Below are 24,026 nucleotides of genomic sequence, written 5' to 3'. Positions count from 1 at the left end.
CGGGAGGCAAAAAAATGCACACAACCATTCTGATCTGTTCCGCTAGCCTTGTGATCCTCACCCTATTGCTTGCGTTCTGGACGAGCGTACAACGCGGCTCAAGCAATACGATCGCTTATAATGCCCCATTAGAGCCGAGCTCGGCGATGGCAAAAGCTCAGCGCGCGCACGGAAACTCTGCAGAATATGCTGGGCTTCTCATCGCCCTCTTTTTGGTTGTTGGCTTCGCTTATGCCGGGCGCGATCTAGGCGGTCTCGTCACCTGGACCATCATCGCCGTCACCGCTGCACGATTTATCCACGCGCTTGGATTCTTGATTTGCAGCACGCTCGAAAAACCACACATCTTAAAAGCAATCGCTGCACTCATCACCTATCTGGGCGGACTGATTTTGTCCGGCTTGGTGATCTCACAAGCCCTCTGATTATTTGCCTTCGAAGGTGGGCGCACGCTTCTCGAGGATCGCATTGACGCCTTCAATGTGATCCTCTGTGTGGTGCATCATCGACTGTGCCGCGGCAGACATTTCCATGATCGTGTCATAGCTCGCCGTCGTGCCGTGACGCAGCAAGGTTTTGGCAACGCGTAGACTTTGTGGCGGTTGTCCTGCCATGCGTGTGGCCAGCGCCATCGCCTCATCCATGAGCGTATCACCTGGCACCGCGCGAGAGATGAGACCCCACTCCGCAGCTGTGGCAGCGTCAATGACATCGCCGGTGAACAGCAATTCTGCCGCGCGACTGGCGCCAATAATCCGCGGCAGGAGCCAAGCGCCGCCATCTCCCGGGATCAGGCCCAGCTTGAGGAAGGTGACGCCAAATTTGGCTTTGTCGGAGGCAATCCGAACATCGGCCATACACGCGACATCGCACCCAAGCCCGATCGCCGCGCCATTCACGGCAGCAATCAAAGGTGTCTCGAGATTATAGAGGGATTTCACGATCCGATGGATATTCCGGCGATATCCTTCGCGGACGCTATAAGGTGATCCTGCAAAGGCGCCCGTGCGGTCGCGCATCGCTTTGACATCGCCGCCTGCGGAAAAGGCGCGTCCTTCGCCGGTCAAGATGGCCACACGAATGGCGGGATCAGCCTCAATCTCTGCGCAGGCGTCAGCAACCGCTGCGCCGTCCCCTTCCTGGCCCAGCGCATTCATCATCTCCGGTCGGGTCAATGTTAGGGTTGCGATTGAACCGTTTTTTTCGAGTTTGATCACGGACATAAGGGGGCTCCTCCAGAACTTTGTTTTGCTTTTACAGACCAAAGTAGCGCTGTCACCACTTGCTTCGCGGCAAGTCCTGTGCGGATTGGGCGCATGAACACAATCGCCCATATGGTCATCGCCTCGGCGGCCCTGTCTCGTCCGGCATCACCGCGGCGAAACTGGGCGGTGCTGATCGGCGCTATTTTACCGGATGCGTCAATGTTTGTGTTCTTCGCGTGGAGCCGTTTGCAAGGCTGGAGCGGCGATGAGACGTGGAATGTGCAATATTGGAATGAGCCTTGGCAAACGCTCAGTGCGATCTCGAACTCATTCGTTCTATTTGGCCTTTTGTTCATCTTGGCGCTCTGGCGACGTTGGCCAACCCTCTGGATCATAGCCATCGCCGCGCTATTGCATTTAGCGCTCGACTTCCCGCTGCATGCCGATGACGCTCACAGGCATTTCTGGCCGGTAAGTGATTGGCGCTTTGCGTCACCCGTTTCCTATTGGGATCCAAGGTTTAATGGAATGATCGGAGCCGGGATTGAAACCGGGTGTGCTCTCGCCGGCATTGCGTTGCTTTGGTGGCGATTCAAACGGGTTCGCTGGCGAGCGCTCTTCGGCGTTTTAGCCGCGCTCCAAATTCTAGCATTTGGCGCCCAACTCATGTGGACGCCGCCCGGCTGATTACTCAGATGCAGGTTCAATTCGGGTATAGGTCCCGGTGAACCATGGGTTCCACTCGCCGGTTTCCGCATCAAATTGCTCAAAATGCTGCGTGACCGTGCCATCTTCATTTGGCGTCCACTCCCCAGTGAAATCCGCCGCCAGCTTTGATGCGGTATAGGTCACCGTACCGACAAGTTTCATCGAGCCGGACTCAGTTAAACCGCCCTCATAATCGATCATCAGACCCGGGCTAACCCAAACTTGGCGCCACTTCTCAGTCGCTGGATTATAGTAATTATAACTCTGACCAGTCCCGCCATTTGCCGATTTCCAAGTCTCAAGAATGAGGCAACCAGCCTCTTCGCGCGTGATTTTGTTGGTGCCTGCAACCACACCTTTGGATGTTGTGACTTCCCAGTCTCCGAGCCAAAAATCGAACTGTTTAAATTCGTCCTGACTGCAAGGCGGAGGCGGTGTTGGGGCCGGGTCTGCATCCTGAGCCATCGCCACGTTTCCAATCGCCAAAACGCTGGCGGCAAGTAGAGCAATACGAGACATCAGATCCTCCATAAAAAAATCCCTGCCGCACTGAACGGGCGGCAGGGATTTTTGTCAATTCTTAGAGGATCTACTCAGCAGCAGCCTTCAGATCCGTCGCGCTGAGCGCAGTGTAGCGACGCATGTGGTGGTCGACATTGCCGTACTCGCTGTCAATCATGGTCAGGCGCTTGAAATAGTGTCCTACTGCAAGCTCTTCTGTCATGCCCATGCCGCCATGGATCTGGATCGATTCCTGGCCAACGAACCGGCCAGACTGCCCGATGCGCACTTTCGCGGCAGAGACTGCTTTCTTACGCTCCACGGCATCTTCGCCGAGTTTCAGGGTGGCCATATAGGTCATGGAGATCGACTGCTCATGCTCCATGAACATGTCGACCATGCGGTGCTGCAGCACTTGGAACTTGCCGATTGGCGTGCCGAACTGCTTGCGCTGGCGAGAATACTCAACCGTCATCTGATGCGCGACGCCCATGGCACCGACAGCTTCGGCACACGTGGCGGCGGTGGCTTCATCCACCACTTGCTCGATCAGGGGCAGGCCTTCGCCTTCTGCGCCGATCAGGGCGTCAGCACCGACAGACACGTTTTCGAAGTACACTTCAGACGCGCGGCGACCATCAACGGTCGGGTAATCGCGTGTCGTCACGCCGTCTGCGCCTTTGTCGACGATGAACACAGAGATACCACCCGCATCGCGGCGATCTCCGCCGGTCCGCGCGGTGACGATCAGCTTGTCAGCCCAAGGCGCACCGATAACGACCGCCTTGTGACCATTCAAGACATAGCCCGAACCATCTTTTTTGGCTGTGGTTTCAAGGTCAGCTAGATTGTAGCGACCTCGTGGTTCTGCATAAGCAAAGGCAAAGGTTGAGGCCCCGCCCATAATCGCTTGCAGATGCTCTTCCTTTTGCGCCGCGGTGCCGCCATGCTTCAGGAAGCCGCCGCCACAAACAACACTTGGTACAAATGGCTCGACCACCAGGCCTTTGCCAAATTCTTCCATCACGACCATGGCGTCGATTGGGCCGCCACCGAGACCACCATCGTCTTCGCTGAACGGCGCCATGAGCAAGCCGAGTTCTGCAAACTGCGCCCACATTTCAGGGCGCCAACCGCTTTCGCTTTTGACCACACCCATACGTGTCTCAAAGTCATACTGTTCACGGATCAGCCTCGCGAGGCTGTCGCGGATCATGGTCTGCTCTTCGGTGAAGTTAAAATCCATCTATTCTTTCCTCCTGTTGCCCGGCTGCCCTTACAGGCCCAGGATCATTTTCGTGATGATGTTGCGCTGAATTTCGTTCGACCCACCATAGATCGAGGTCTTCCGGAAATTGAAATAGTTCGGTCCTGAATGGTGGGCATAGTCTGGTCCGATCGCGAACTCGTTTGAGCCGTCTTCTGGGAAACCGCGATAGTAAGGCGCGCGATAATTGCCGACCGCTTCGAGCGTCAGCTCGGTGAGGCGCTGCTGGATTTCGGTGCCTTTGACTTTCAGAATGGAGCTTTCAGGACCTGGGCCTTTGCCTTCAGACTCGCGCGCAAGCGTCCGTAACTCTGTGAACTCAAGCGCGGTCAGATCAATTTCCAGTTGGCTAATCTTGCGGGCGAATGAGTCGTCTTTGATCAGCGGTGCACCATCCAGAACTTCCGTTGATGCAATGCTGCGAAGCTTCTCAATGCCGCGCTTCGAGCGTGCAACACCAGCAATCCCAGAACGCTCGTGCGCGAGCAGGAATTTCGCGTAAGTCCAGCCTTGGTTTTCTTCGCCGACGCGGTTTTCGACCGGCACGCGGACGTCTGTCAGCCACACTTCATTGACTTCATGACCGCCATCAATCGTGATGATTGGGCGAACTTCGATGCCCGGCGTATTCATATCGACGAGGATGAAGGAAATGCCTTCTTGAGGCTTAGCCGCATTCGGGTCGGTGCGGCATAGGAAGAAGCCCCAATCGGCGTGCTGCGCCAGCGTCGTCCAAGTCTTTTGACCGTTGAGGACATAATGATCGCCATCACGAACCGCGGTTGTTTTCAGGCTGGCCAGGTCAGACCCAGCGCCCGGCTCTGAATAGCCCTGACACCACCACTCTTCGCCGGAAAGGATTTTCGGCAAATAGCGCTCTTTTTGCTCTTCATTGCCGAATGTGTAGATCACAGGGCCGACCATAGAGACGCCAAATGGCAGCGGCATCATCGCATCTACGCGGGCATTCTCTTCAGACCAAATGTAGCGTTGGGTCGAGGTCCAACCGGTGCCGCCATATTTTTCAGGCCAAGCTGGTGCCGCCCAACCTTTTTTACCGAGCACTTTGTGCCAAGCCAAGAATTGATCGCGGGTCAGGTCTTCGCGAGCGCCCATCCCTTCCAATTCAGCTGGATAATTCTCTTCGATAAAAGCGCGAACTTCGGCGCGAAAAGCAACTTCTTCAGGCGAAAATTCAAGATTCATGACGGATCTTCCCAACAATTACGGCTGTTTGACTATAGCTTGTTTTGCCGTGCCATAGCCCAGATTGCAAGTTAACGCGAACGTAAACGTCACTTTGTCCCATATGCCGTCGCGGCAGGGTTATGGACGCTCTGGTTGCCCCAGAAATGGCGCACATGCGGTCCGCAACAATCCAATCGCGGCCACAGATCCCATGCCGCCGCCCGTATTGAACTCGAAGTCCGCAAGCGGGGTCATCCCAAGACGTTCAAGTGCTGCTTGGTGCGCAGGCCGACGGGTGACGTGTGCCGCTTTCACATGCTCGATCCCATCCGGATTTAGCGCGTGAACGACGGCCGCCGCGATGGTTGTCGCAAACCCGTCCACGAGCACCGGGATCCCCTGCGCGCGGGCCGCGATAATCGCACCAACACAGGCGGCAAGTTCTCGCCCGCCAAGACACCGTAGCGCCTCTAGAGGATCTGACAGATTTCCTCGATGGGTCTTGAGCGCCTGACTGACAATCGCCACGCGTTGTTGGTTCATTTCGGACGGCACTTGCGGGCCCGGCCGTACCCAATATTCCGGCGCGCCACCATAAAGTGCGCACGCAACTGCTGCGGCGGCGGTTCCGATCCCTGCCCCGATCACGCCCAGCGCGACCAGATCAGGCTCGCCTTCAAGGGCCTCGAAGCCATAGGCAATCGTCGCCGCGCATTCGCGTTCCGACATAGCAGGCTCTTCGGCGATATTTGGCGTCGGCTTATCGATGGCGAGTTCGAACACGCGAATATTCGCTTCGACTTGCGTGGCGATCGCAGACAAAGGCGCTCGCCCTTCTCGCAAAGCGTCGACTTTTTCGCGCGTGCTCTCATTCGAAGACAAAGTAACACCTCGGTGCGAGATGCCGTGAGAGCCAGCAAACACAGCCAGCGTCGGCTTTTCTAGACGCGGCGGATAACGCTGCTGCCACTCGGCGAGCCAGGCAGCGCCTTCACCGAGTTTGCCGAAGTCTCCCTCGCGCCCCATGCCAAGTAGGGCGTCATAGACTCGTTTCGCGGACGGCGCGTCGGCCGGTGATGGGCGGCGTGCGAGTTCCCGCACGTCATCTAAAGGGCTGGTGGCATGATCCACTTGCGACACAATGATTCCTTATGGCTAGGAGCCCTGTAAAACGCCTTGAATTTAAAGCGCAAGTCAATTCTAGAATTGGAAATTTGATTAAACTGTCGCAAGTATATCTTGATGATCCTGGAGTAAGCATCTCGAATGACCCGGCCAAACATAGTTAGCCCCTGCATCAAAGTGTGCGCCGTCGACGGTGAAACCAGCCTTTGCTTGGGCTGTGGGCGCACCTTGAAAGAGATTGGCGGTTGGATGCAATTTGATGATGCGGGACGCGACGAAGTGATCAGCATGCTGCCCGAGCGGCTCGATCGACTCCGCGCGCTTGGAAAACTGAAAGACGGCCGATGAAACTTTCTCATATCATCGCTACTTTGCTTTTGGCCGGTGCGATGGCAGCGATGATCTCGCTTTATTTGGAACCGAAAACCAATTCGCAGATTGAACAGGCTCAAGCAGCTGCTGAGACACCAAATGTCGCGGCCCTCGCCGTCGATACGCCGCAAGACACGACCTCCGCGCGCCGAACCACCACGATTAGCATTCGCGCCGATGGACATTATTGGACACGCGCTCTGGTCAACAAAAAAGCCAGCGTGGAATTCATGGTCGATACTGGCGCGAGTGTCGTTGCGCTGACTTATCAAGACGCCCAGAAAATGGGGCTGCGACCAGAATCACTCGACTATATCTGGGAAATTCGAACCGCTGGCGGCATCACCAAAGGCGCAAGCGTGCGAATTGATTCCATCCAGATCAATCAGGTCCATGTCCGGAATGTCGATGCGATGGTCCTGCGCACCGATCTCGATCAGTCCTTGCTCGGGATGAGTTTTCTGCGCGAGCTCTACTCTTATGAATTTCGCGGCAATCGGATGATCATCAAACAATAAAAAGCGCGAAGCGATCACTCGCCTCGCGCTCATTTTGTTCGTTCTCTTTAATCGGGTTTAGCCGAATTGCGCAATAACGTCTTCGATATCAGCGCCCGGGCGAGACAGAATTGATGCAACCTGCGCCCGTTGCTCGATTGCCAACCAGATGCCAGCGACCTCAAGATCGACGACAGACCAAGTGCCCTTACGCTCAATCACACGCCAGCGGACTTTTAAGGGGTCACCACCGCCATGAAGTTCAGTGGTCACGATCGCATCGCGATCATTGCGCGCAGATGTTTCAAGCACTTCGACTTCGATGCCGCGAAACTGGTGGATATTGGTTTCGATCTGCCGGCGCAAAAAGCCTTCAAATGCCGCCACAAAGCGCGCTTTGTCTGATGCTGGAAGAGTCCGGCCGTGCCGACCCAGCGTGAAATTCGCGATGGCTCGCGTATCGATATGCTGAAGTACAGCATCGGCGACCCTTGTATTCTCGGACTGCGAGATATCCTGGGCCGCCGTGCTGACAAGAGCCTCCGCGCTGTCGATCTTATTATGACCGGCTGACGCGAACGGGAGAGACGTCATCAACGCGAGGGATAAGAACATTGTTCTCAACATAGGAGGCTCCTTTGCATTTTTCGCGCCACTTTCGAGCGCTTCGTGACGATAGATAGGAATGCAATTGTGAACGGATTAGGGCCAAATTAGGCATAGGGGGTATGCGGTCTCGGCATGGTGGCATTTTGACCACAGGTTGAAATCTGGCCCGAAAAGCAAAAGGAGCCGCGCTGAGACGAGCGGCTCCTTCTTATTGTTCAGGGAGAAAATGTTTAGGCGGCTCGGACTTTCAAAACCGTGCCATCGGTCTCTTCGACAATCACGGCAGAGCCGCTGGCCAGGTTGGCGCCATCCATGCTCTGCGCCGACCAAACTGTGTCCCCGAGTTTGACGCGACCAAGCCCGCCAGAGAAGTTCTCCGCGACGACACCGCGCTGCCCGAGCGTGCCTGCCATTCGTTTATTGAGCGTCGGGTGCTCTTCAACATTCTCCCGCATGGACCGGAACAATGTCCGTCCAGCGATGAACAGAATGACCGTGGCGATGGCGAAAAAGACAAGCTGCCCTTCCCATCCAGCGATCCCACTTGGCGCAAAGGCTGCGAAAGCTGAGGTGAATGCCGCGGCGATCGAGACCCAAAGCAGGTCCCAAGTGCCGGTCATCATCTCGACCGAAAACAGGATCAATGCCAGGGCCAACCAATGCCAGGCGGTTGGCGGCCATAATACAAGTTCTAAGCCTTCCATAATGTGCTCCTAGTCTCGATTACCGGCCGGCGGAACCGCGGTGCGGCGCTGCTGGCTCGCGTCTTTCGCTGAATCTGTCAGACCGCGAATGCCTTCAATCGTTCCGATGATAGAACTGAACTCAGCCGGAATGATGACCGTCTTATTACCGCCAGCCGAGGCCAGCTTTTCGAACGCGGTGACATATTGCTGACCGAGGAAGTAATTGATCGCATTGACGTCGCCTTTGGCAATCGCTTCGGATACGAAGGCCGTGGCTTTGGCTTCCGCTTCGCCTTCGCGCTCACGCGCTTCAGCGTCTCGGAATGCGGCTTCACGTCGCCCTTCCGCTTCGAGGATCTGAGATTGTTTCAGACCTTCAGCTTTCAGAATGGCGGACTGTTTATCGCCCTCTGCGGTCAAAATCTCGGCCCGCTTCAAGCGTTCCGCCTTCATCTGACGCGCCATGGCTTCGGTAATGTCAGCCGGAGGCGACAAGTCGGCAATCTCAATCCGGGTGACCTTCACGCCCCAGGGATTGGTTGCCGCATCGACCACAGAGAGCAGCCGCGCATTGATATCGTCTCGGTTTGACAAGACCTCATCGAGATCCATTGAACCGACCACGGTCCGGATATTTGTCAGCGAGAGATTGGTGATCGCGTTTTCGAGATTGTTTACCTCATAGGCCGCTGATACGGGATCTACGACTTGGATAAACACGACCGCGTCACAAGAGACTTGGGCGTTGTCGCGCGTAATCACTTCTTGAGTTGGAATGTCGAGCACCGTCTCCATCATATTCATCTTGCGCCCAACGCGCTGATAGAATGGCATGATAAAGTGTAAGCCCGGGCCGAGCGTTCTTGTGTATCGACCGAAATTCTCGACCGTAAAATTAAACCCTTGGGGCACAACTTTGACCGCTGAAGTGATCAGCACCAAAGCCGCTACAGCCAATAGGCCAAATACAATTAAATTAGCTTCCATAATGGACCTCCCTGAATTGAACTTCCAATTTAGATGGGAAGGATTTTGCCGTTTTTCAATAATAATTCATCGAAAAACGGCGCATTTCCCATAGAAACACGCCGTTCTCACCCGATTCCGTTACGAAACTCTGATGATCTGTTTCGCATTGGGACAGGAATTTTTGGTGACGTCGCCAGAGAGCGTTGAGCGGCAAAGGTGAGGCGGTTTAGCTCACAATAGTCCGAGCGTCCCGGACCTGATCCGGGATCTCATTCAACACGTCCGGACATGAGGCAGAAGATCCCAGGTCATGTCGGGAGCCTCGGGCTCAAACAATTAGACTTTATCTCCCGCAGATACTGCGCAGCGCCGCGCCCAACTGGATTGGGTGGCAGGTATCCATGGACGAATATTCCCGCGGTCTGCGGTTGCGAGGCTCACCCTTGGACCCCAGCCTGCGCTGGGGTCTGCGGAGAGTGAGTTACGGCATTAAAACCAATCCCCATAAGCAGTGCTCAGCGGACAGGATCAGGGGCGGCGAAACCAGAATTAAAGCTGTCCGAGCAGATAGTCGGCGCTTGAAACCTCAAAACCGCCGCCCTGCTCAACATTTAGTTCTGCGACAGTGCCGTCTTTGACAATCATCGAGTAGCGCTGCGAGCGTTGGCCCATGCCGAAGCCGCTGCCATCCATTTCCAGGCCCAGCGCGGCAGCGAAACTGCCATTGCCATCGGCCAGCATGCGAACTTTGCCGTCGACACCATTATCCTTGCCCCACGCGCCCATGACGAAGACGTCATTCACAGAGGTACAGACGATGTCATCAATCCCTTTAGCAGCGAGATCGCCCTGCTTTTCAACAAATCCGGGAAGGTGCTTTGCGGAACAAGTCGGGGTATAGGCGCCAGGTACGGCAAATAGCGCGACGGTTTTACCCGCAAAAACATCCGCTGTTGAAACGGGCTCGGGCCCATTGGCCGTCATTTCCATGAATGTGGCTTCTGGCAGTTTATCACCAACTGAAATCGTCATCGAAGGGTCTCCTATAAGCTTCGCTCTCTACATAATCCGCTACAGCTTGCCCGCAATGACAAAAGCTTGCCAAAATTTAGGGTTGGAGTAGCGTCGGACCTGCCAAAGGAGATTCTGCTTGCAAGACCTGACCGGAAAACTGCTCGTTGCTATGCCCGGCATCGGGGATCCGCGCTTCAATCGCTCGGTTATTTTGGTCTGCGCGCATAGCGAGGACTATACGATGGGATTGGTCCTGAATAATCCGATAGATGATCTCACCTTGCCTGAGCTGTTCACCCAGCTTGGGATCGAACAAGATATTCAATTGCCCGAAACATATGTCCTAAACGGCGGTCCGGTTGGCACAGATCGCGGCTTTGTTGTGCATTCAACGGATTATTTCAGCGATGGCGCCACGGTCGAAGTGGATGAGGCTTTTTCGATGACCGCGACGCGTGATGTTTTGCGCGCCATGGCAACGGAAGGAGCACCTTTGCAAGCCGCGATGACGCTTGGCTATGCGGGCTGGGGCCCCGGTCAGCTCGAGCATGAGCTATCAGAACATGCTTGGCTGGTTTCAGATCCGCACGAAGACATCATCTTTGGCGACGCCCATTCTAAAAAATGGGAACAAACCCTTGCCATGATCGGCATCGACCCAGCGCACCTGCATATGACTGGCGGCAGCGCTTAATCTATCGCAGGGGCTCTTCGCGTACATCATAGGCATAGAACGGGTCCTGTTGCGACCGGATCAGAGCCGGCGCAAGCTTTCCGGCCACCCACATAGGGCCATAGGTGGCCGCGCGCCCTAGTCGCGTCCGCTTGTGGAAAAGTTTCGCATTGGCGCGCGAGGCGGCCTGAACCTTGGCTGTGCGCGGCTGGCGGCTCTCAAAATAGAGTTGAAGCGCGGCCGGGAGATCGGCGCCCATATCTGAAACCAGCTTTGCCAGAAGATAGGCATCCTCAATCGCCATCACCGCACCCTGCGCCTGAAACGGCAATGTCGGGTGGCACGCATCGCCCAGCAAAACGGCCCGACCATCAACCCACTTGGAGAGCGGCTGCCGGTCAAATAGCGCCCATTTAAAATGCGCGTCCGCGGATTCGATCAAATTGCGAACAATCGGGTGCCAGCCTTTGAAGTCCGCCAGCGCCTCGTCTCGCGTTCCCTGCTCTGTCCAGGATTCCGACCGCCACATATCGCTTTCGACAATGCCGACAAAATTTGCGAGCCGTCCGGCTCTCAATCGATAAGTCACCGCATGCCGGCGCGCGCCCACCCATACACAAGCCGTTGGGGGCGGTGCGAGCTCCCCCAATTTCTCCATCGGAACGACCGCCCGCCAGGCGATATTGCCAGTAAAGTCCGGCCGGTCTGGCCCATGCATTTGCGTCCGGACCGCCGAGTGTAACCCGTCCGCACCGATGAGCAGATCGCCTTCGATCACCTCACCGGTTTCGAGATGCGCGAGCACGCGCTGCCCCTGGTTCGCATATCCGGTACAGGCCGCCCCCAATCGGATCGCATTGCGTTGCCGTTTTTGTAGCAGCTGCCTCAAGGTTTCGATCAAGTCAGCACGATGTAGGTGCAGATAAGGTGCGCCCCAGCGCTCAATGATTGCCTGGCGCGCTTCGATTTCAAATATCTGTTTGCCAGAGCGGCCAAAGCGCATCTCAAGCGCTTCCGGCAGGAACGCATCTTTAGCGATTTGCTCTTCAATCCCGAGCGCGCGGAACACTTTCATTCCGTTTGGACTGATCTGAATGCCCGCGCCAATTTCACTCAGCTCGGAAGCCCGTTCCAGGAGCTCAACTTTCCAGCCAAAGGCATGGAAAGAGAGTGCGGCCGTTAGCCCGCCTATTCCGCCTCCAACGATGATCACCTTTGGCATATGTCGCGGCCCTTTGCCCGATGGTCGACTAAATCAGCATCCTACTCAACTCGCGCAAATAGGGAATAACCGTATTAACCACAGTAATTTGTTGCAAAATCAAAATAAATTGCGAAAATCTCGGTAAGCATAGCCAGAACGGCTTTGATAAAGCGAGTAGAATTCATGCGCCGAAACTATCGAAATGCCCCGCGTTTACTGGCAATTCTAGGGACCGCGGCCCTGCTTGCAGCGCCAGCTCTTGCCCGTGATGTGACTGTATATGGCGGCGGCAAGTCAAAGACTTATTCTAGCCAGGAGCGAACGTCGCCGCGGGTAATCGCCGGAGGCGAGAATCGTCAAACTGCTTTCGATAAGAGGGTTCAACGCTTCGCGACAGAACGAAAAGTTCAAACCATTCTCGAAACTCGAGATACGGAAGAAGCACGAGAAACGTCCGATGCAATGATGCGCCTAATCTTGCGTGGCAATCGCGACGCACGGCGGAACTATTCACGATACTATCCATATTATGCGCGGTCCGCAGATTTCTATGCGCGACTCGAACAGACCATGCGCGAACAAAAAGCGGGCATCCGGGTCTACCGCCAAAGCGTTCTGGATGATGTCTCGAGCGCTGACCTTCAGCGCGTTGCGGACGCCATGAACGATCTCGATTAAGCCCAATGGGGGCTTTGCCTTGGGGGCAAAAGAAAGCGCGCTGGCCGAACGGAGACCAGCGCGCTTTTTAGTGAGGGATCGTAGGGCTTATTCGGCCGCTTCAAACTGGTTCATTGTATTGTGCTCACCGCCCGCTTTCAGCGCGCGATCACCGGCAACCATTTCCTTGAACGTGTCGCCAAGGTCAGAGCCAACTTCGTGCTGGTGCTTCACCGCAGACACGCCGCGGCGGATCTCTTCACGCTGAACATTCTTGACGTAAGCAAGCATTTTCTCGTCGCCAAAGTAGCCATTCGACAGCTCATCCATGCCCTTCGCAGTGAGGTGGAAGGTCGGCAGTGTGATCAAGTTATGGAACACGCCAGCCCGGGCTGAGATATCTGTTTGGAAGCTTTGCAGACGGGCGTCGGCTTCGAGACCAAGTTCGGTCTCGTCATATTTCGCAGACATCAGGCCAACCCCATCTGGGTAATCCCCTTCAGCAATCTTGCCTTCGCCAATCCACTGCTCGCGAACTTGCTTGCGCAAGTTGAGTGTCCAGTTGAAGCTTGGTGAGTTATTGTAAGTCAGCTTCGCATTTGGAACGACTTCGCGGATCGCGTTCACCATAGAGGCAATCTCGTCGACGTTTGGCGTCGCGGTTTCGATCCAGAGCAGATCGGCACCACCATCACGGAGAGAGCTGATGCAATCTTCGATAACCCGCTCACGGCCGGTATTGTCTTTAAACTTGTAAAGACCGTTCGGCATCCGCACAGGACGGGTGACTTTGCCATCGCGCATCAGAGCAACTTCGCCCTCTTTCAGCGGGTTGGCATCCGTAACCTCTTCCGTCTCAACCCATTTGATGTACTCGGCTGCGTGATCGCCTGGCTCCATAGAGACCGGGATCTTTTGTGTCAGACCAGCGCCGAGGCTGTCAGTCCGCGCAACGATAACACCTTCATCAACACCGAGCTCTTCAAATGCCATGCGGCAGGCGCGCAGCTTGGTGATGAAGTCTTCGCGTGGAACCGTGACTTTACCGTCCTGGTGGCCACACTGTTTCGCGTCAGATACTTGGTTTTCAATCTGCAAGCAGCAGGCGCCAGCCAAGATCAATTCTTTGGCAAGCAAGTAAGTCGCGTGCTCGTTTCCGAAACCGGCATCAATGTCAGCAATGATCGGCACAACGTGGCTTTCGAACGTGTCGATGCGGTAGATGATTTCGTCGAGGGTCGACTGATCTGCACCCGACTCTTTCGCGGCATTCAGCTCTTGGAACAAGTCGTTCAGCGCGACTTCGTCGGCTTGGCGGAGTGATGTGTAGATCTCTTTGATCAGATCGGTCACAGCGGTCTTTTCGTGCATAGACTGATCCGGCAAGTGGCCGAAGCTGTTGCGAAGGCCCGCAACCATCCAACCTGATAGGTAGATGTAGGTGCCCTTGGCCGTGCCGCGCATGCGCTTCACCGCTTTGATTTTCTGGTGGGCGTGGAAGCCAGACCAGCAACCGAGCGACTGGGTGAACTTGGACGAGTCCGCCTCATAAGCGGCCATGTCTTCGCGCATCACGCCAGACATCGCTTTAGCGATATCGAGGTGCGTGTTGTAGGTGTTTTGGATCTTGAGCTGGACAACATCCTCGACGCTGATCCCGGCGCGGGTAGAGCCGGACGGGTAGCGTTTCAGGGTTTCTTCCATCAGTTGGTTGTAAGTTGGACGTTGGGTCATGGGTTTATCCTCGTCTAAATTGGGTATGTCTGATTGGGGGATTAGTTGGCGTCGCGAAGGACGTCGTAAGCGGGCAAAGTCAGGAAGTCGGCGAGCGTGTCGCCTGTCGCGGTTTGCACGAACACTTCGGTGGCTTCAGGATAGCGGCCATCGGCATAGGCATTGTCGCCAAGCGCCGCTTTGATCTTGCCAAGCTCATCGTTGAGTAGCGCATCAAAGGCCGCGGCCGTGAACACGTCAGAAGATCCGTCTTCTTTTTTGTATTCCGTGCCATGGGTGAGCCACTGCCAGAGCTGGCTGCGGGAGATTTCGGCGGTCGCCGCATCTTCCATCAAATTATGGATTGGCACAGCGCCTTTGCCGCGCAGCCAGGCGGCGGTGTATTCAATGCCCACCGAAATGTTGGTGCGGATACCGGCCTCGGTGACGTCGCCTGTATGCGGGGTCAGCAGCGACTCTTCCGTGATCGTCGGGAATTGGCGCTGGCTGAGAACCTGATTGGCTTTCGGCATTTCGGCGTCAAACACTTCCATCGCGACTGGCACCAGGTCAGGGTGCGCGACCCAAGTGCCATCATGGCCTTGCTGGGCTTCCCGCTTCTTATCGGCGCGAACTTTGTCGAACGCTGCCGCATTCGCGGCTTCATCGCCTTTGACAGGGATCTGCGCGGCCATTCCGCCCATCGCGTGAGCGCGCCGACGGTGACAGGTTTGGATCAGTTTCAGCGAATAGGCCTTCAAGAATGCGCGATCCATCCCGACCTGCGCGCGATCCGGCAGGACATATTCAGGGTGATTGCGCAGCGTTTTGATATAGCTGAAGATGTAATCCCAGCGGCCGCAATTGAGGCCAACAATGTGATTGCGCATCACGTAAAGGATCTCGTCCATTTGGAAGGCCGCTGGCAGCGTCTCGATCAGAACCGTCGCTTTGATCGTACCGTTCGGAATACCAAGCGCGGCTTGCGCGAAGTTGAAGACATCATTCCAGAGGCGCGCCTCTTGGTAATTCTCCATTTTCGGTAAGTAGTAGAATGGACCTTTTTCCTGCTCCATCAGCTTTTTGCCATTATGGAACAAGTGCAGGCCGAAATCGAACAGACTTGCTGAGATCGGTTGCCCGTCGACTCTGACGTGCGCTTCTTCCAAATGCCAGCCGCGTGGGCGCACCAGCATGGTCGCGGTCTCGTCGTTCAAACGATAAGACTTACCCCGCGCCTCGTCATCGAACGCAAGGTCGCCAGCGGCATAGTCAATCATATTCGCTTGGCCTTCGACCATGTTCGCGAAGGTTGGCGAGGACGCATCCTCAAAATCAGCCATGAACATTTTCGCGCCGGAATTCAGCGCATTGATCATCATTTTACGGTCGACTGGACCGGTAATCTCAACCCGGCGGTCCTGCAGCGCTTTCGGAACCGGTGCGACTTCCCATACAGACTTACGGATATGCTCTGTCTCAAGCGGGAAACTTGGCATTTCGCCATCATCAAAGCGCATTTGCGCAAGCTTGCGGTTCTCAAGCAGGATCTTCCGCTGCCCGCCAAATCGGCGCTCAAGGTCAGCGATAAACAGCAAGGCTCTATGCGTCAGCACGCGCTCATATTCCGCCGGAACAGTCCCAACCACTTCGGCCGGACGGCGATGGCGAGGGGTTTGCTTCGCGGCTTGAACCGCATCTTGAATAAGCGTGCCAGACATGGCGGACTCCTGATTTTGTAATTCCCCCTCTCTATTTACAAAACCTATGCCAAGTCCATATCACCCCCATATCTATTGGGTTTCATTGTTTGTTATGTAAATTTATGTATGTAATGTTTGTAAATGTTGTAATGGATAATGGTTGTGAAAAAGAAGCTGATCATTGGCCCGCGTGTGAAACGCCTGCGAACCCAGCTCGGCCTGACCCAAGCTGAGTTTGCGCGGCGCTTGGATGTCTCTGCGACATACGTCAATCTGATAGAACGCAATCAGCGCCCGGTCAGCGCAACTGTCTTGCTCAAGCTTGCAGAAGAGTTCGATGTGAATGTCACCGATCTCGCGCAAGACATGGATGCGGGCTTGGTCAATGAACTGGTAAGCGCCTTGCGGGATCCCGTTTTTGGCGGCGCACAAATCGCCAAAAGCGAGCTGGAAGACCTTGTCGGCGCAAGTCCAGAAACGATCAAAGCCTTCCTCCGATTGCATGAGCGTTACCGCGAACTGGCCCTTAGCACTTATTCTGACGCCAATCCCCTCGCTGATCGCGAGAAAGTGGAATTGCTCGAGGAAAGCGCCCGGCCGGTTGAGCGCGTCCGGCAATTCTTGCACGACCAGAATAATTATTTTCGTGAACTGGATGAAACCGCCACCGAGTTCCACAAAACGCTCACCGCTGATCGAAAGCAGATCGAAGCGGCCATTCAAGAGCGCCTAGAGACCAAATACAAGCTGCGTATCCGTGTGCTGCCAAGTTCGGCTATGCCATCCTCTTTCACATATTTTGATCGCCACCGGTCCGGGATCGACATCTCTGAACTGCTCCACCCAACCGGACGCCAATTCCAGCTCGCCTTTCAGCTAGGGCTTTTAGAGTATCGCGATCTGATCGACGACATCGTCGCCCGCGCAGACTTTAAGGAAGAGAGCGCGATTGGCCTCGCGCGAGTCTCGCTGGCCAACTATTTCGCGGCCGCCCTGCTGATGCCGTATGATGCCTTCCTCAAAGCCTGCGAAAATACGCGCTATGATGTCGACCTTTTGAGCCATCGGTTCGGTACGAGTTTCGAACAGACGGCCCATCGCCTGACGACGCTCCAGAAACCAGAAGCAAAAGGCATCCCGTTCTTCTTCCTTCGGATCGACGCAGCTGGAAACGTCTCAAAACGGTTCAGCGCGGGGAAGTTCCATTTCTCCAAGTTTGGTGGCGCCTGTCCGCGATGGAATATTCACCGCACCTTTGAACAGCCTGGTGAGACACTTACCCAACTCATCCAAATGCCGGATGACACGACCTATGTCTCCATCTCCAAAGCGATCAATCGGTCGCGCGGCCATCATGGGCGGCCGCCCGCGCGCGTTGCGATCGGCCTGGGCTGCGACAAGGCCTATGCAGACAGCCTGGTCTATTGCGACCGCCTCGACCTAACCTCACAAAAGCCGACGCCGATTGGGGTGAATTGCTATTTGTGCGACCGCCAGAATTGCGCCTCACGCGCGCACGCGCCGCTGAACCGAAAGCTCAAATTCGATGCGCACGCGCGCGGGATATCGCTGTATGAGTTCGAACCCGTTCGAACCAAATAATCAGTCGCCCGCGGTGATGGCTTTGAGGGTCCAGGTAAACTGATACGCGCCCGGTCCAAGCAAATACGGCGCTAACGCATCCGGCCCACACGCGGCTGTACCGAGCCCGCGCATCCCGACATCGATATGGACTTCAGTCGTGCCGGGCGCCGGCAATTCAGCCAGGGTTTCGGCCTCATTGAGTTCGTGATCATGGAATGGTCGCACCGTGAAGCTGAGCGGCTCCGGCAATCCGATCTCAATCCCCTCGCCCGCCTCATCGGTGAGCCGGAACCAGCGGCATTGCTCCCGCGCGCCATATTCTTGTGGCCGAACATAAGGATGATACTGATCCGCGACGCTCCCGCGCCAAACCCCAACTGTTTGGGCACTTTTGCGATCCGGATAGGACTCATCGGGTCCGAGCCCGAACCATTCGAGCGCTTGGAGCGCTTTCGGCACCTCAAAACGAATGCCGACACGTGGCAGATCCTGCCAGGCTTCAGGCACCAAGAAATGTTCTTCGATTGTGTCGAGGCCAGCCATGCGGCGCCAAATTCTTTGATGGCGAAGCAGGTCTCCATTCGCGCCCACCCAGTCTTGCGCATAGGCTCTAAGAACCGACTCATCCTCAGGCAGCGTAATCGGTTGCAGAGCGCCTGGCTTCAATTCGTGCAATCCATACTCGACCCATTGCGCCGCAATATTCTGGAACAGCGGCCGGGAACCGGGCTTTCCGCCATCATTGTCCGTCGGTGCCCGCCAGAGGCATGGCGTGATGGTAGAACCGATGACTTGTTTCCCGTTGGGCAGATTTACAGCCGTCACTTCGCCAATCGCATTAGATTGCAGACGGAGTGCGGCGGCCGCTCTCATTCTCGGCGCAACCATTGGGATATTCGACAGTGCGTGCTGATCCCACGCCACGACATGCCCAGCCTCACACCACTCCGTCGCGTCCCGCAAACGCCACGTCAGCAAGATGTGCCATTCATTTGTGGCGTCTTGCGTCTCCGGAAGCTCAATCGAGATGGTCTCGGTCTGACCTGCCGGAATGATCGGCGACATCTCGCCTGAAGCGATCGTCTCCCCATTGCATTGCAGCTGCCACATCAAGCTAAGATCGCTGGTATCTTGAAACACGCGGCGGTTCTCAACCAGGTAGCGACCTGGCGCCGTTTGAACTGTGCGCACCGGGCGCGCCGCCCACTTATATTCTCTCAGCGCTGGATGTGGGACGCCGTCGGGGCCAACCAGGCCGTTGATGTTAAAATTCGCATCATTCGGCTGATCGCCATAATGCCCACCATAGGCCCAATAAAAACGCCCCTCAGAATCGGTCTCGGCGAGCCCTTGGTCACGCCAATCCCAAACAAAGCCGCCTGCCAATGCTGGATGCTCAAAAAATGCATCGACATACGTGGCGAGCGAACCATTCGAATTGCCCATGGCGTGGGAGAATTCGCACAGGATGAGCGGGCGATCATCCTCGCCGGTCTCCTCCGCCCACTGCGCCCAATCGGTGATATGGTCAATCGGCGGATACATGGGACAAACCACATCTGTGGCTGCCCGCTCTGTTGCGCTGGGGCTCTGCTGTGTGGTCTCGGGAGACCGCCCGAACGGGAAACTCAACCGTAACGAAACCGCGCCCTCATAGTGAACGAACCGGCTTGGGTCGAGATGGCGGGCGGCGGCGGCGGCGGCATCTTGCGCCGGCCCATGCCCCGCTTCATTGCCGAGCGACCAGCCAATGATACAGGGATGATTGCGATCTCGCGCAATCATACGGGTCGTTCGTTCGACAATGGCTGGCAGAAAGTCAGGATGGTGCGCGACTTCTGACCAACGCGCGTGGCATTCGACATTTGCCTCATCGATCACATAGAATCCCATCTCATCGGCGAGATCGAGCAAGACCGGGTCATTCGGGTAATGAGCGGTTCGGATCGCATTGATATTGTTCTGCTTCATTGTCACAAGCTCAGCGCGAATGTCCGCACGACTGCAGGTCTTGCCATTCTCTGGGTGGTGGTCGTGCCGGTTCACACCGATCAACACGACCGGCTTGCCATTCACGCGCAAGCGCCGCTCTCCTGTCTCTATGCGCGTGAAGCCGATCCAGGTTTCGTGTACTTCGCTGATGTCGCCATTGGGATCCACCAGCTCGCTCACCATACGGTAGCGATTGGGCTGCTCGGCCGACCAGGGATCAGCATCGCGCAGCTCAAAATCCAACTCTGCCGCATAGCCTTTAAACGCATAAGACTGCGCCCATTGCGAGCCCGTGGACCTGGTTGTGTCAAACTGTTCGACGGGCGTGGAGATCCGCTCTGATACAATCGCGCCGGCAGATGTTTCCAACCTCGCTTGCACGGTCCAGCCTGCAGAGTCGCCCGCCACGGGTACACGAACAAAGGCGGTGCCGGTCTTTTGATCCGCATCAAAATCTGTGTCGACGATGATATCGCTAATATGCGTGGCTGCGCGGGATTCGATCCAAACAGACCGATGTAGACCGCCATGGTTCCAATGGTCTTGGTCCTCGATCCAGGTCGCATCACACCAGCGCACATCCATAATCGCGAGTTCGTTTTCGCCCACTCCGATCATACCAGACAGATCATACTCACTCGGCAACCGCGAATCCTTCGCCATGCCAATGAAGCTTCCATTGCACCAAACCAAAGCCAGGCTTTCAAAGCCGCCAACGTGCAGAACGGTCTGACGCTGCGCTCCGTCATCCGAAACCGAGAATGTCTTGCGATAAAGACCCGTTGCATTTTCATCCGGCACCGCAGGCGGCTTTTGGGAATCAAAAGGCATTTGCCAATTCGCATAATGTGGCAGGTCGCCAGTGTTTTGCCGGGTCCATACGCCAGGAACTTTTATATCCCGCCAAGGCGCGTCTGCGGTGTTGACGGTCATCCAATCCTGCGCCGCCGCATCGGGCTGCGCGACCAGCTGAAACCGCCAATCGCCATCAAGCGAGGTTCGCCAAGGCGAGGTGCCGTTTTCAAGCGCTTGCTCATTCGGATACGCTTGCAATGATCCCCGCGCGTCGAGACGCCCGAGCGATGTCAGACGGGGACTAAAGAGCTGTGAGAGCGGCAAAGGTAATGACGACACAAAACGCTCCCCAGAAATCGAGATTTCAATCGATCGTTCTGGTCCACTATAAAATTCGAGAAATCAATACCGCAAAGCAAGACCGAGTGAATGCCGCGCGCTTTAAATTGAACTCAGAGTTTGGCGAATAAGGGCAATCCAAAGCGACCTATGATCCACTAAGACTCAACACCTCGAATGCAGTCTTCGACAAAGTCAGCGTGGTTTGGCATCGCATCAGCCGCGCGCGCGATCAGGTCTGCCATATCGTCCAATCGATTGATCATGGTGGCTTCATCAAAGCGATCTGCAACAGGGTTCCATCCGTTTGGAACAATTCCCTGCCCGCTCATAACGGCGAGCCAGCTCGACTCAGTGAACAGTTCATTGCTTTCTCTGAAAATCCGGCCAGCGACCCGAAATTGTTCGATTTTTTGCGTGAGCGTATCGGGTAAAGCAATGTTCTGACAATGCTGCCAGAACGCTGTGTCATCGCGCTTGGTCGCAACATAGTGCAGGATTAGAAAATCGCGGACCCGCTCATATTCAAACAATGTGCGTTGATTGTACGCGTCAACATCAACCGGGTTAAATCGCTTGTCAGGAAACAAAGCCAAGAGGCGTGCGAGCCCCATTTGAACCAGGTGGATAGACGTCGACTCCAGCGGCTCCATAAAGCCCGCTGCCAGGCCCAGCGCCAGAACATTGTGGTGAAAAAATTTACGCCGATGCCCAGTCTGGAACCTGAGTAATTTTGGGTCGGCAATTGGAGCGCCATCAAGCGATTGGATGAGTGTGTCATGCGCCTCATCATCACTCACAAACTCGCTGCAATAGACATGGCCATTGCCCGTTCGGTGTTGAAGCGGGATCCGCCATTGCCAGCCCGCGCCGTGTGCCGTGGCACGCGTGTAAGGGATCATAGGACCGTTTTTCTCACTCGGCACCGCAATCGCGCGATCGACCGGCAACCAATGGGTCCAATCTTCGTAACCGGTTTCTAATTCTTGCTCGATCAGCAAGCCGCGAAAGCCCGAACAATCGATCAAAAATTCGCCGCCAATCTCTCTGCCATCTTGCAAGGTTAGGCTCGTGACATGCCCGCTTTCAATGTCTCGGCTGACCTGTTCGACCCGCCCTTCGACACGCTTCACGCCGCGGGCTTCAGAATATTCTCTCAAGAATGCGGCATAGAGACCGGCATCGAATTGATACGCGTAATGAATACCAGCGAGCACAGATCGCGGATTATTTTTAACTGGCCGCATGAACTTGTTGCGCTTGCATGACTGAACCATGAGCGAAAACTCGGACAGATCCCGCTCATACCCATGCGCCTTCGCCCGCAGCCAATGATGATGCAGCGGCAGCGTTTCAATCTCGGTCCCGAAGTCGCCAAAGGGATGGATATAAGCTTCACCAAGTCCGCCCCAATTGACGAACTCAATGCCCAGTTTGAACGTCGCTTTGGTTTTGGCGATGAACTCATTCTCATCAATGCCAAGCATTTCATTGAACAAAATAATGGGCGGGATCGTCGCCTCGCCGACCCCAACGGTTCCAATTTGTTCGCTCTCGATCAGCGTGATCGAAAGCCGGTTCGCATCCAGGACATGAGCCAAAGCCGCAGCGGTCATCCAACCCGCAGTGCCGCCGCCGAGAATGACAATTTCTTTGATCGCGTTTGGATTGCTCACGCTGGGCTCTTTTCGTAACTCAAATTCGATTTGCAGTAGCGATCGATGAACTGCTGATGGCTCGGCATAGAGGCGGCGGCTTTGGCGATCACGCCTCGCATGTTCTCTAAGCTCTTGGTTAGATTTTGCTCGCTCAATCGATCCGCGACAGAATTGTAGCCTTTCGGGCCCCGCCTTTGCCCGTGCATCACCGCAATCCAGCTCACCACCGAGAAGAGTTCATCATCATATCGGAAAAAACTCGCACTGCTTTCCAGCAATGACATTTTTCGCGCGAGCGTCTCTGGCACTTTCAGGTTTTGGACATACCGCCAGAACTCGGAGTCATCTCGCTCTGTAGCGATATAATGCAACAGGATGAAATCGCGTGTGTGTTGATAGCTCACCGACAGCAGACGATTATACTCATCCCTTTCAACAGGGCTGAACCCGGCATCTGGGAATAAGGAAATAAGCTTTGCGATCCCCGATTGAATGAGATGGATCGAGGTCGATTCTAGTGGCTCGAGGAAGCCAGCAGAGAGGCCTATTGCGACACAATTCGCGTTCCAGAATTTCTTACGACGACCGGTGACAAAGCGCAGGTGGCGCGGGTCGGCCAAGGGTTCGCCATCAATATTGTCGAGCAAGACCTGGGTTGCTGTATCGGCATCGGTAAACTGGCTCGAATAGACATGGCCATTGCCCACCCGGTGTTGCAATGGGATCCGCCAAGTCCAACCTGCTTCGCGGGCTGCTGCGATCGTGTAAGGCTTAGGCGGCTCAGTGCTGCGGCTTGGAAGAGCCACCGCCCGATCCATTGGCAGCAAATCGCTCCAATCCTCGTAGCCTGTTTCTAATGCCTGCTCGATCAAGAGGCCACGGAAGCCTGTGCAGTCGATGAAAAGTTCACCGGCGATGCACTGGCCAGACTCCAATTGAACCGCCTCGATAAAGCCATCCGCGGCGCGCTGATCGACTTGAACGGCTTTTCCTTCAACCCGGGCTACGCCTTTCGCTTCGGCATAGCGTCGGAGGTATTTAGCATACAGGCTCGCGTCGAAATGAAACGCATAGCCGATGCGATTGAGCAGCGAGCGCGGATCGCCATCCGGCCGAATGAACTTTCCGGAATAAGCCGCCGACGCGTTGAGCGAATAGTCGTCCAAGCCATGCCCATCACCAAGCGCTTGAAGGCGCAGCCAGTAATGATGGAAATCTGTGCCTTCGAGATCGAAACCGTACACCCCAAATGGGTGGAAGTACCGATCCCCGAGCCGCCCCCAATTGACGAATTCAATGCCGAGTTTGAAACTTGCCGAGGTCTCGCGAACAAACTCGTCCTCATTGATGCCGAGCATTCTATTGAAATCCGCGAGCTGAGGAATCGTTGCCTCACCGACGCCGATCGTTCCAATCTCTTCGCTTTCGATCAAAGTGATCTTGGTCGTCTCGCGCGGCAGAAAGCGCGACAGGGCGGCCGCCGTCATCCATCCGGCTGTTCCGCCGCCGACGATGACTATGTCTCGTATTCTCGATGCTTTGGTCATTCGGTAATATGCGGTCGAGA

At 55.6% G+C, this 24,026-nt stretch carries 22 protein-coding genes; 7 read left to right on the top strand and 15 right to left on the bottom strand.

The window, feature by feature from the left end; all coding sequences use genetic code 11:
* The first annotated feature begins 14 nt into the window (after positions 1 to 14).
* Complete coding sequence (locus MY069_RS15575; RefSeq protein ID WP_482794706.1) at positions 15 to 425, top strand: MAPEG family protein; 411 nt, start codon at positions 15 to 17, stop codon at positions 423 to 425.
* Here the strand turns inward: MY069_RS15575 and MY069_RS15570 are convergent, their stop codons facing one another.
* Positions 426 to 1,223: a crotonase/enoyl-CoA hydratase family protein gene (locus MY069_RS15570; RefSeq protein WP_482794705.1), complete on the bottom strand. Its 798-nt coding sequence runs from the start codon at positions 1,221 to 1,223 to the stop codon at positions 426 to 428.
* 93 nt (positions 1,224 to 1,316) lie between these two features.
* On the opposite strand from MY069_RS15570, the gene MY069_RS15565 reads away from it, so the two are divergent.
* Positions 1,317 to 1,892, top strand: a complete 576-nt coding sequence (locus MY069_RS15565) for a cobalamin biosynthesis protein CobQ (RefSeq protein ID WP_482794704.1) — start codon at positions 1,317 to 1,319, stop codon at positions 1,890 to 1,892.
* Here MY069_RS15565 and MY069_RS15560 read toward each other — a convergent pair whose 3' ends face one another.
* The 4 genes from MY069_RS15560 to MY069_RS15545 all read right to left on the bottom strand — a co-directional run bounded on the left by MY069_RS15560 (position 1,893) and on the right by MY069_RS15545 (position 6,009).
* Positions 1,893 to 2,432, bottom strand: coding sequence for a hypothetical protein (locus tag MY069_RS15560; protein ID WP_482794703.1), 540 nt, complete (start codon positions 2,430 to 2,432; stop codon positions 1,893 to 1,895).
* Between the two features lie 70 nt (positions 2,433 to 2,502).
* Positions 2,503 to 3,660: an acyl-CoA dehydrogenase family protein gene (locus tag MY069_RS15555; RefSeq protein WP_482794702.1), complete on the bottom strand. Its 1,158-nt coding sequence runs from the start codon at positions 3,658 to 3,660 to the stop codon at positions 2,503 to 2,505.
* Positions 3,661 to 3,690: 30 nt separating this feature from the next.
* Positions 3,691 to 4,887 carry an acyl-CoA dehydrogenase family protein gene (locus MY069_RS15550; protein WP_482794701.1) on the bottom strand — a complete coding sequence of 399 codons (1,197 nt, stop codon included), beginning with the start codon at positions 4,885 to 4,887 and terminating at the stop codon, positions 3,691 to 3,693.
* 120 nt (positions 4,888 to 5,007) lie between these two features.
* Positions 5,008 to 6,009 (bottom strand): nicotinate-nucleotide--dimethylbenzimidazole phosphoribosyltransferase, encoded by a 1,002-nt coding sequence (locus MY069_RS15545; RefSeq protein ID WP_482794700.1) that lies wholly within the window; start codon positions 6,007 to 6,009, stop codon positions 5,008 to 5,010.
* Positions 6,010 to 6,135: 126 nt separating this feature from the next.
* Between MY069_RS15545 and MY069_RS15540 the strand changes: the two genes are divergently transcribed.
* Complete coding sequence (locus MY069_RS15540; protein WP_482794699.1) at positions 6,136 to 6,342, top strand: DUF1289 domain-containing protein; 207 nt, start codon at positions 6,136 to 6,138, stop codon at positions 6,340 to 6,342.
* A complete protein-coding gene (locus MY069_RS15535; protein WP_482794698.1) occupies positions 6,339 to 6,884 on the top strand; it encodes a retropepsin-like aspartic protease family protein in 546 nt (181 codons plus the stop codon). Before MY069_RS15540 ends, MY069_RS15535 begins: the two co-directional genes overlap by 4 nt.
* 57 nt (positions 6,885 to 6,941) lie before the next feature.
* Here MY069_RS15535 and MY069_RS15530 read toward each other — a convergent pair whose 3' ends face one another.
* The 4 genes from MY069_RS15530 to MY069_RS15515 form a co-directional block, all read right to left on the bottom strand.
* On the bottom strand, positions 6,942 to 7,490 hold the full coding sequence (locus MY069_RS15530) for an MlaC/ttg2D family ABC transporter substrate-binding protein (RefSeq protein WP_482794697.1): 549 nt from the start codon (positions 7,488 to 7,490) through the stop codon (positions 6,942 to 6,944).
* Positions 7,491 to 7,702: 212 nt separating this feature from the next.
* Positions 7,703 to 8,176, bottom strand: coding sequence for an NfeD family protein (locus MY069_RS15525; protein WP_482794696.1), 474 nt, complete (start codon positions 8,174 to 8,176; stop codon positions 7,703 to 7,705).
* 9 nt (positions 8,177 to 8,185) lie between these two features.
* Positions 8,186 to 9,145: an SPFH domain-containing protein gene (locus tag MY069_RS15520; protein ID WP_482794695.1), complete on the bottom strand. Its 960-nt coding sequence runs from the start codon at positions 9,143 to 9,145 to the stop codon at positions 8,186 to 8,188.
* 531 nt (positions 9,146 to 9,676) lie between these two features.
* Positions 9,677 to 10,159: a redoxin family protein gene (locus tag MY069_RS15515; RefSeq protein WP_482794694.1), complete on the bottom strand. Its 483-nt coding sequence runs from the start codon at positions 10,157 to 10,159 to the stop codon at positions 9,677 to 9,679.
* A 118-nt stretch (positions 10,160 to 10,277) separates the two neighbouring features.
* Between MY069_RS15515 and MY069_RS15510 the strand changes: the two genes are divergently transcribed.
* Entirely contained in the window at positions 10,278 to 10,835 is a 558-nt protein-coding gene (locus MY069_RS15510) for a YqgE/AlgH family protein (RefSeq protein WP_482794693.1), read from the top strand.
* A gap of 1 nt (position 10,836) precedes the next feature.
* Here MY069_RS15510 and MY069_RS15505 read toward each other — a convergent pair whose 3' ends face one another.
* Positions 10,837 to 12,036: an FAD-dependent monooxygenase gene (locus MY069_RS15505; protein ID WP_482794692.1), complete on the bottom strand. Its 1,200-nt coding sequence runs from the start codon at positions 12,034 to 12,036 to the stop codon at positions 10,837 to 10,839.
* A gap of 165 nt (positions 12,037 to 12,201) precedes the next feature.
* Between MY069_RS15505 and MY069_RS15500 the strand changes: the two genes are divergently transcribed.
* Positions 12,202 to 12,696 (top strand): hypothetical protein, encoded by a 495-nt coding sequence (locus tag MY069_RS15500; RefSeq protein ID WP_482794691.1) that lies wholly within the window; start codon positions 12,202 to 12,204, stop codon positions 12,694 to 12,696.
* A gap of 87 nt (positions 12,697 to 12,783) precedes the next feature.
* Here MY069_RS15500 and MY069_RS15495 read toward each other — a convergent pair whose 3' ends face one another.
* Both MY069_RS15495 and aceB read right to left on the bottom strand, forming a co-directional pair.
* Positions 12,784 to 14,409 (bottom strand): isocitrate lyase, encoded by a 1,626-nt coding sequence (locus MY069_RS15495; RefSeq protein WP_482794690.1) that lies wholly within the window; start codon positions 14,407 to 14,409, stop codon positions 12,784 to 12,786.
* 41 nt (positions 14,410 to 14,450) lie between these two features.
* Positions 14,451 to 16,109, bottom strand: coding sequence for a malate synthase A (gene aceB / locus MY069_RS15490; protein WP_482794689.1), 1,659 nt, complete (start codon positions 16,107 to 16,109; stop codon positions 14,451 to 14,453).
* A 144-nt stretch (positions 16,110 to 16,253) separates the two neighbouring features.
* On the opposite strand from aceB, the gene MY069_RS15485 reads away from it, so the two are divergent.
* The gene (locus MY069_RS15485) at positions 16,254 to 17,693 is read left to right on the top strand and encodes a helix-turn-helix domain-containing protein (protein WP_482794688.1); all 1,440 of its coding nucleotides are present in this window, start codon (positions 16,254 to 16,256) and stop codon (positions 17,691 to 17,693) included.
* On the opposite strand, the gene MY069_RS15480 is transcribed toward MY069_RS15485, so the two are convergent.
* The 3 genes from MY069_RS15480 to MY069_RS15470 form a co-directional block, all read right to left on the bottom strand.
* On the bottom strand, positions 17,694 to 20,801 hold the full coding sequence (locus MY069_RS15480) for a glycoside hydrolase family 2 TIM barrel-domain containing protein (protein WP_482794687.1): 3,108 nt from the start codon (positions 20,799 to 20,801) through the stop codon (positions 17,694 to 17,696).
* A 158-nt stretch (positions 20,802 to 20,959) separates the two neighbouring features.
* Positions 20,960 to 22,477: a tryptophan halogenase family protein gene (locus MY069_RS15475; RefSeq protein WP_482794686.1), complete on the bottom strand. Its 1,518-nt coding sequence runs from the start codon at positions 22,475 to 22,477 to the stop codon at positions 20,960 to 20,962.
* Complete coding sequence (locus MY069_RS15470; RefSeq protein WP_482794685.1) at positions 22,474 to 24,006, bottom strand: tryptophan halogenase family protein; 1,533 nt, start codon at positions 24,004 to 24,006, stop codon at positions 22,474 to 22,476. The genes MY069_RS15475 and MY069_RS15470 overlap by 4 nt, the downstream gene beginning before the upstream one ends.
* Between the last annotated feature and the right edge of the window lie 20 nt (positions 24,007 to 24,026).

It is taken from the genome of Hyphomonas sp. ske169 (assembly GCF_056850855.1).
The sequence above is the reverse complement of the archived record's forward strand: the minus strand, read 5'-3'. Positions and strand labels throughout refer to the sequence as shown.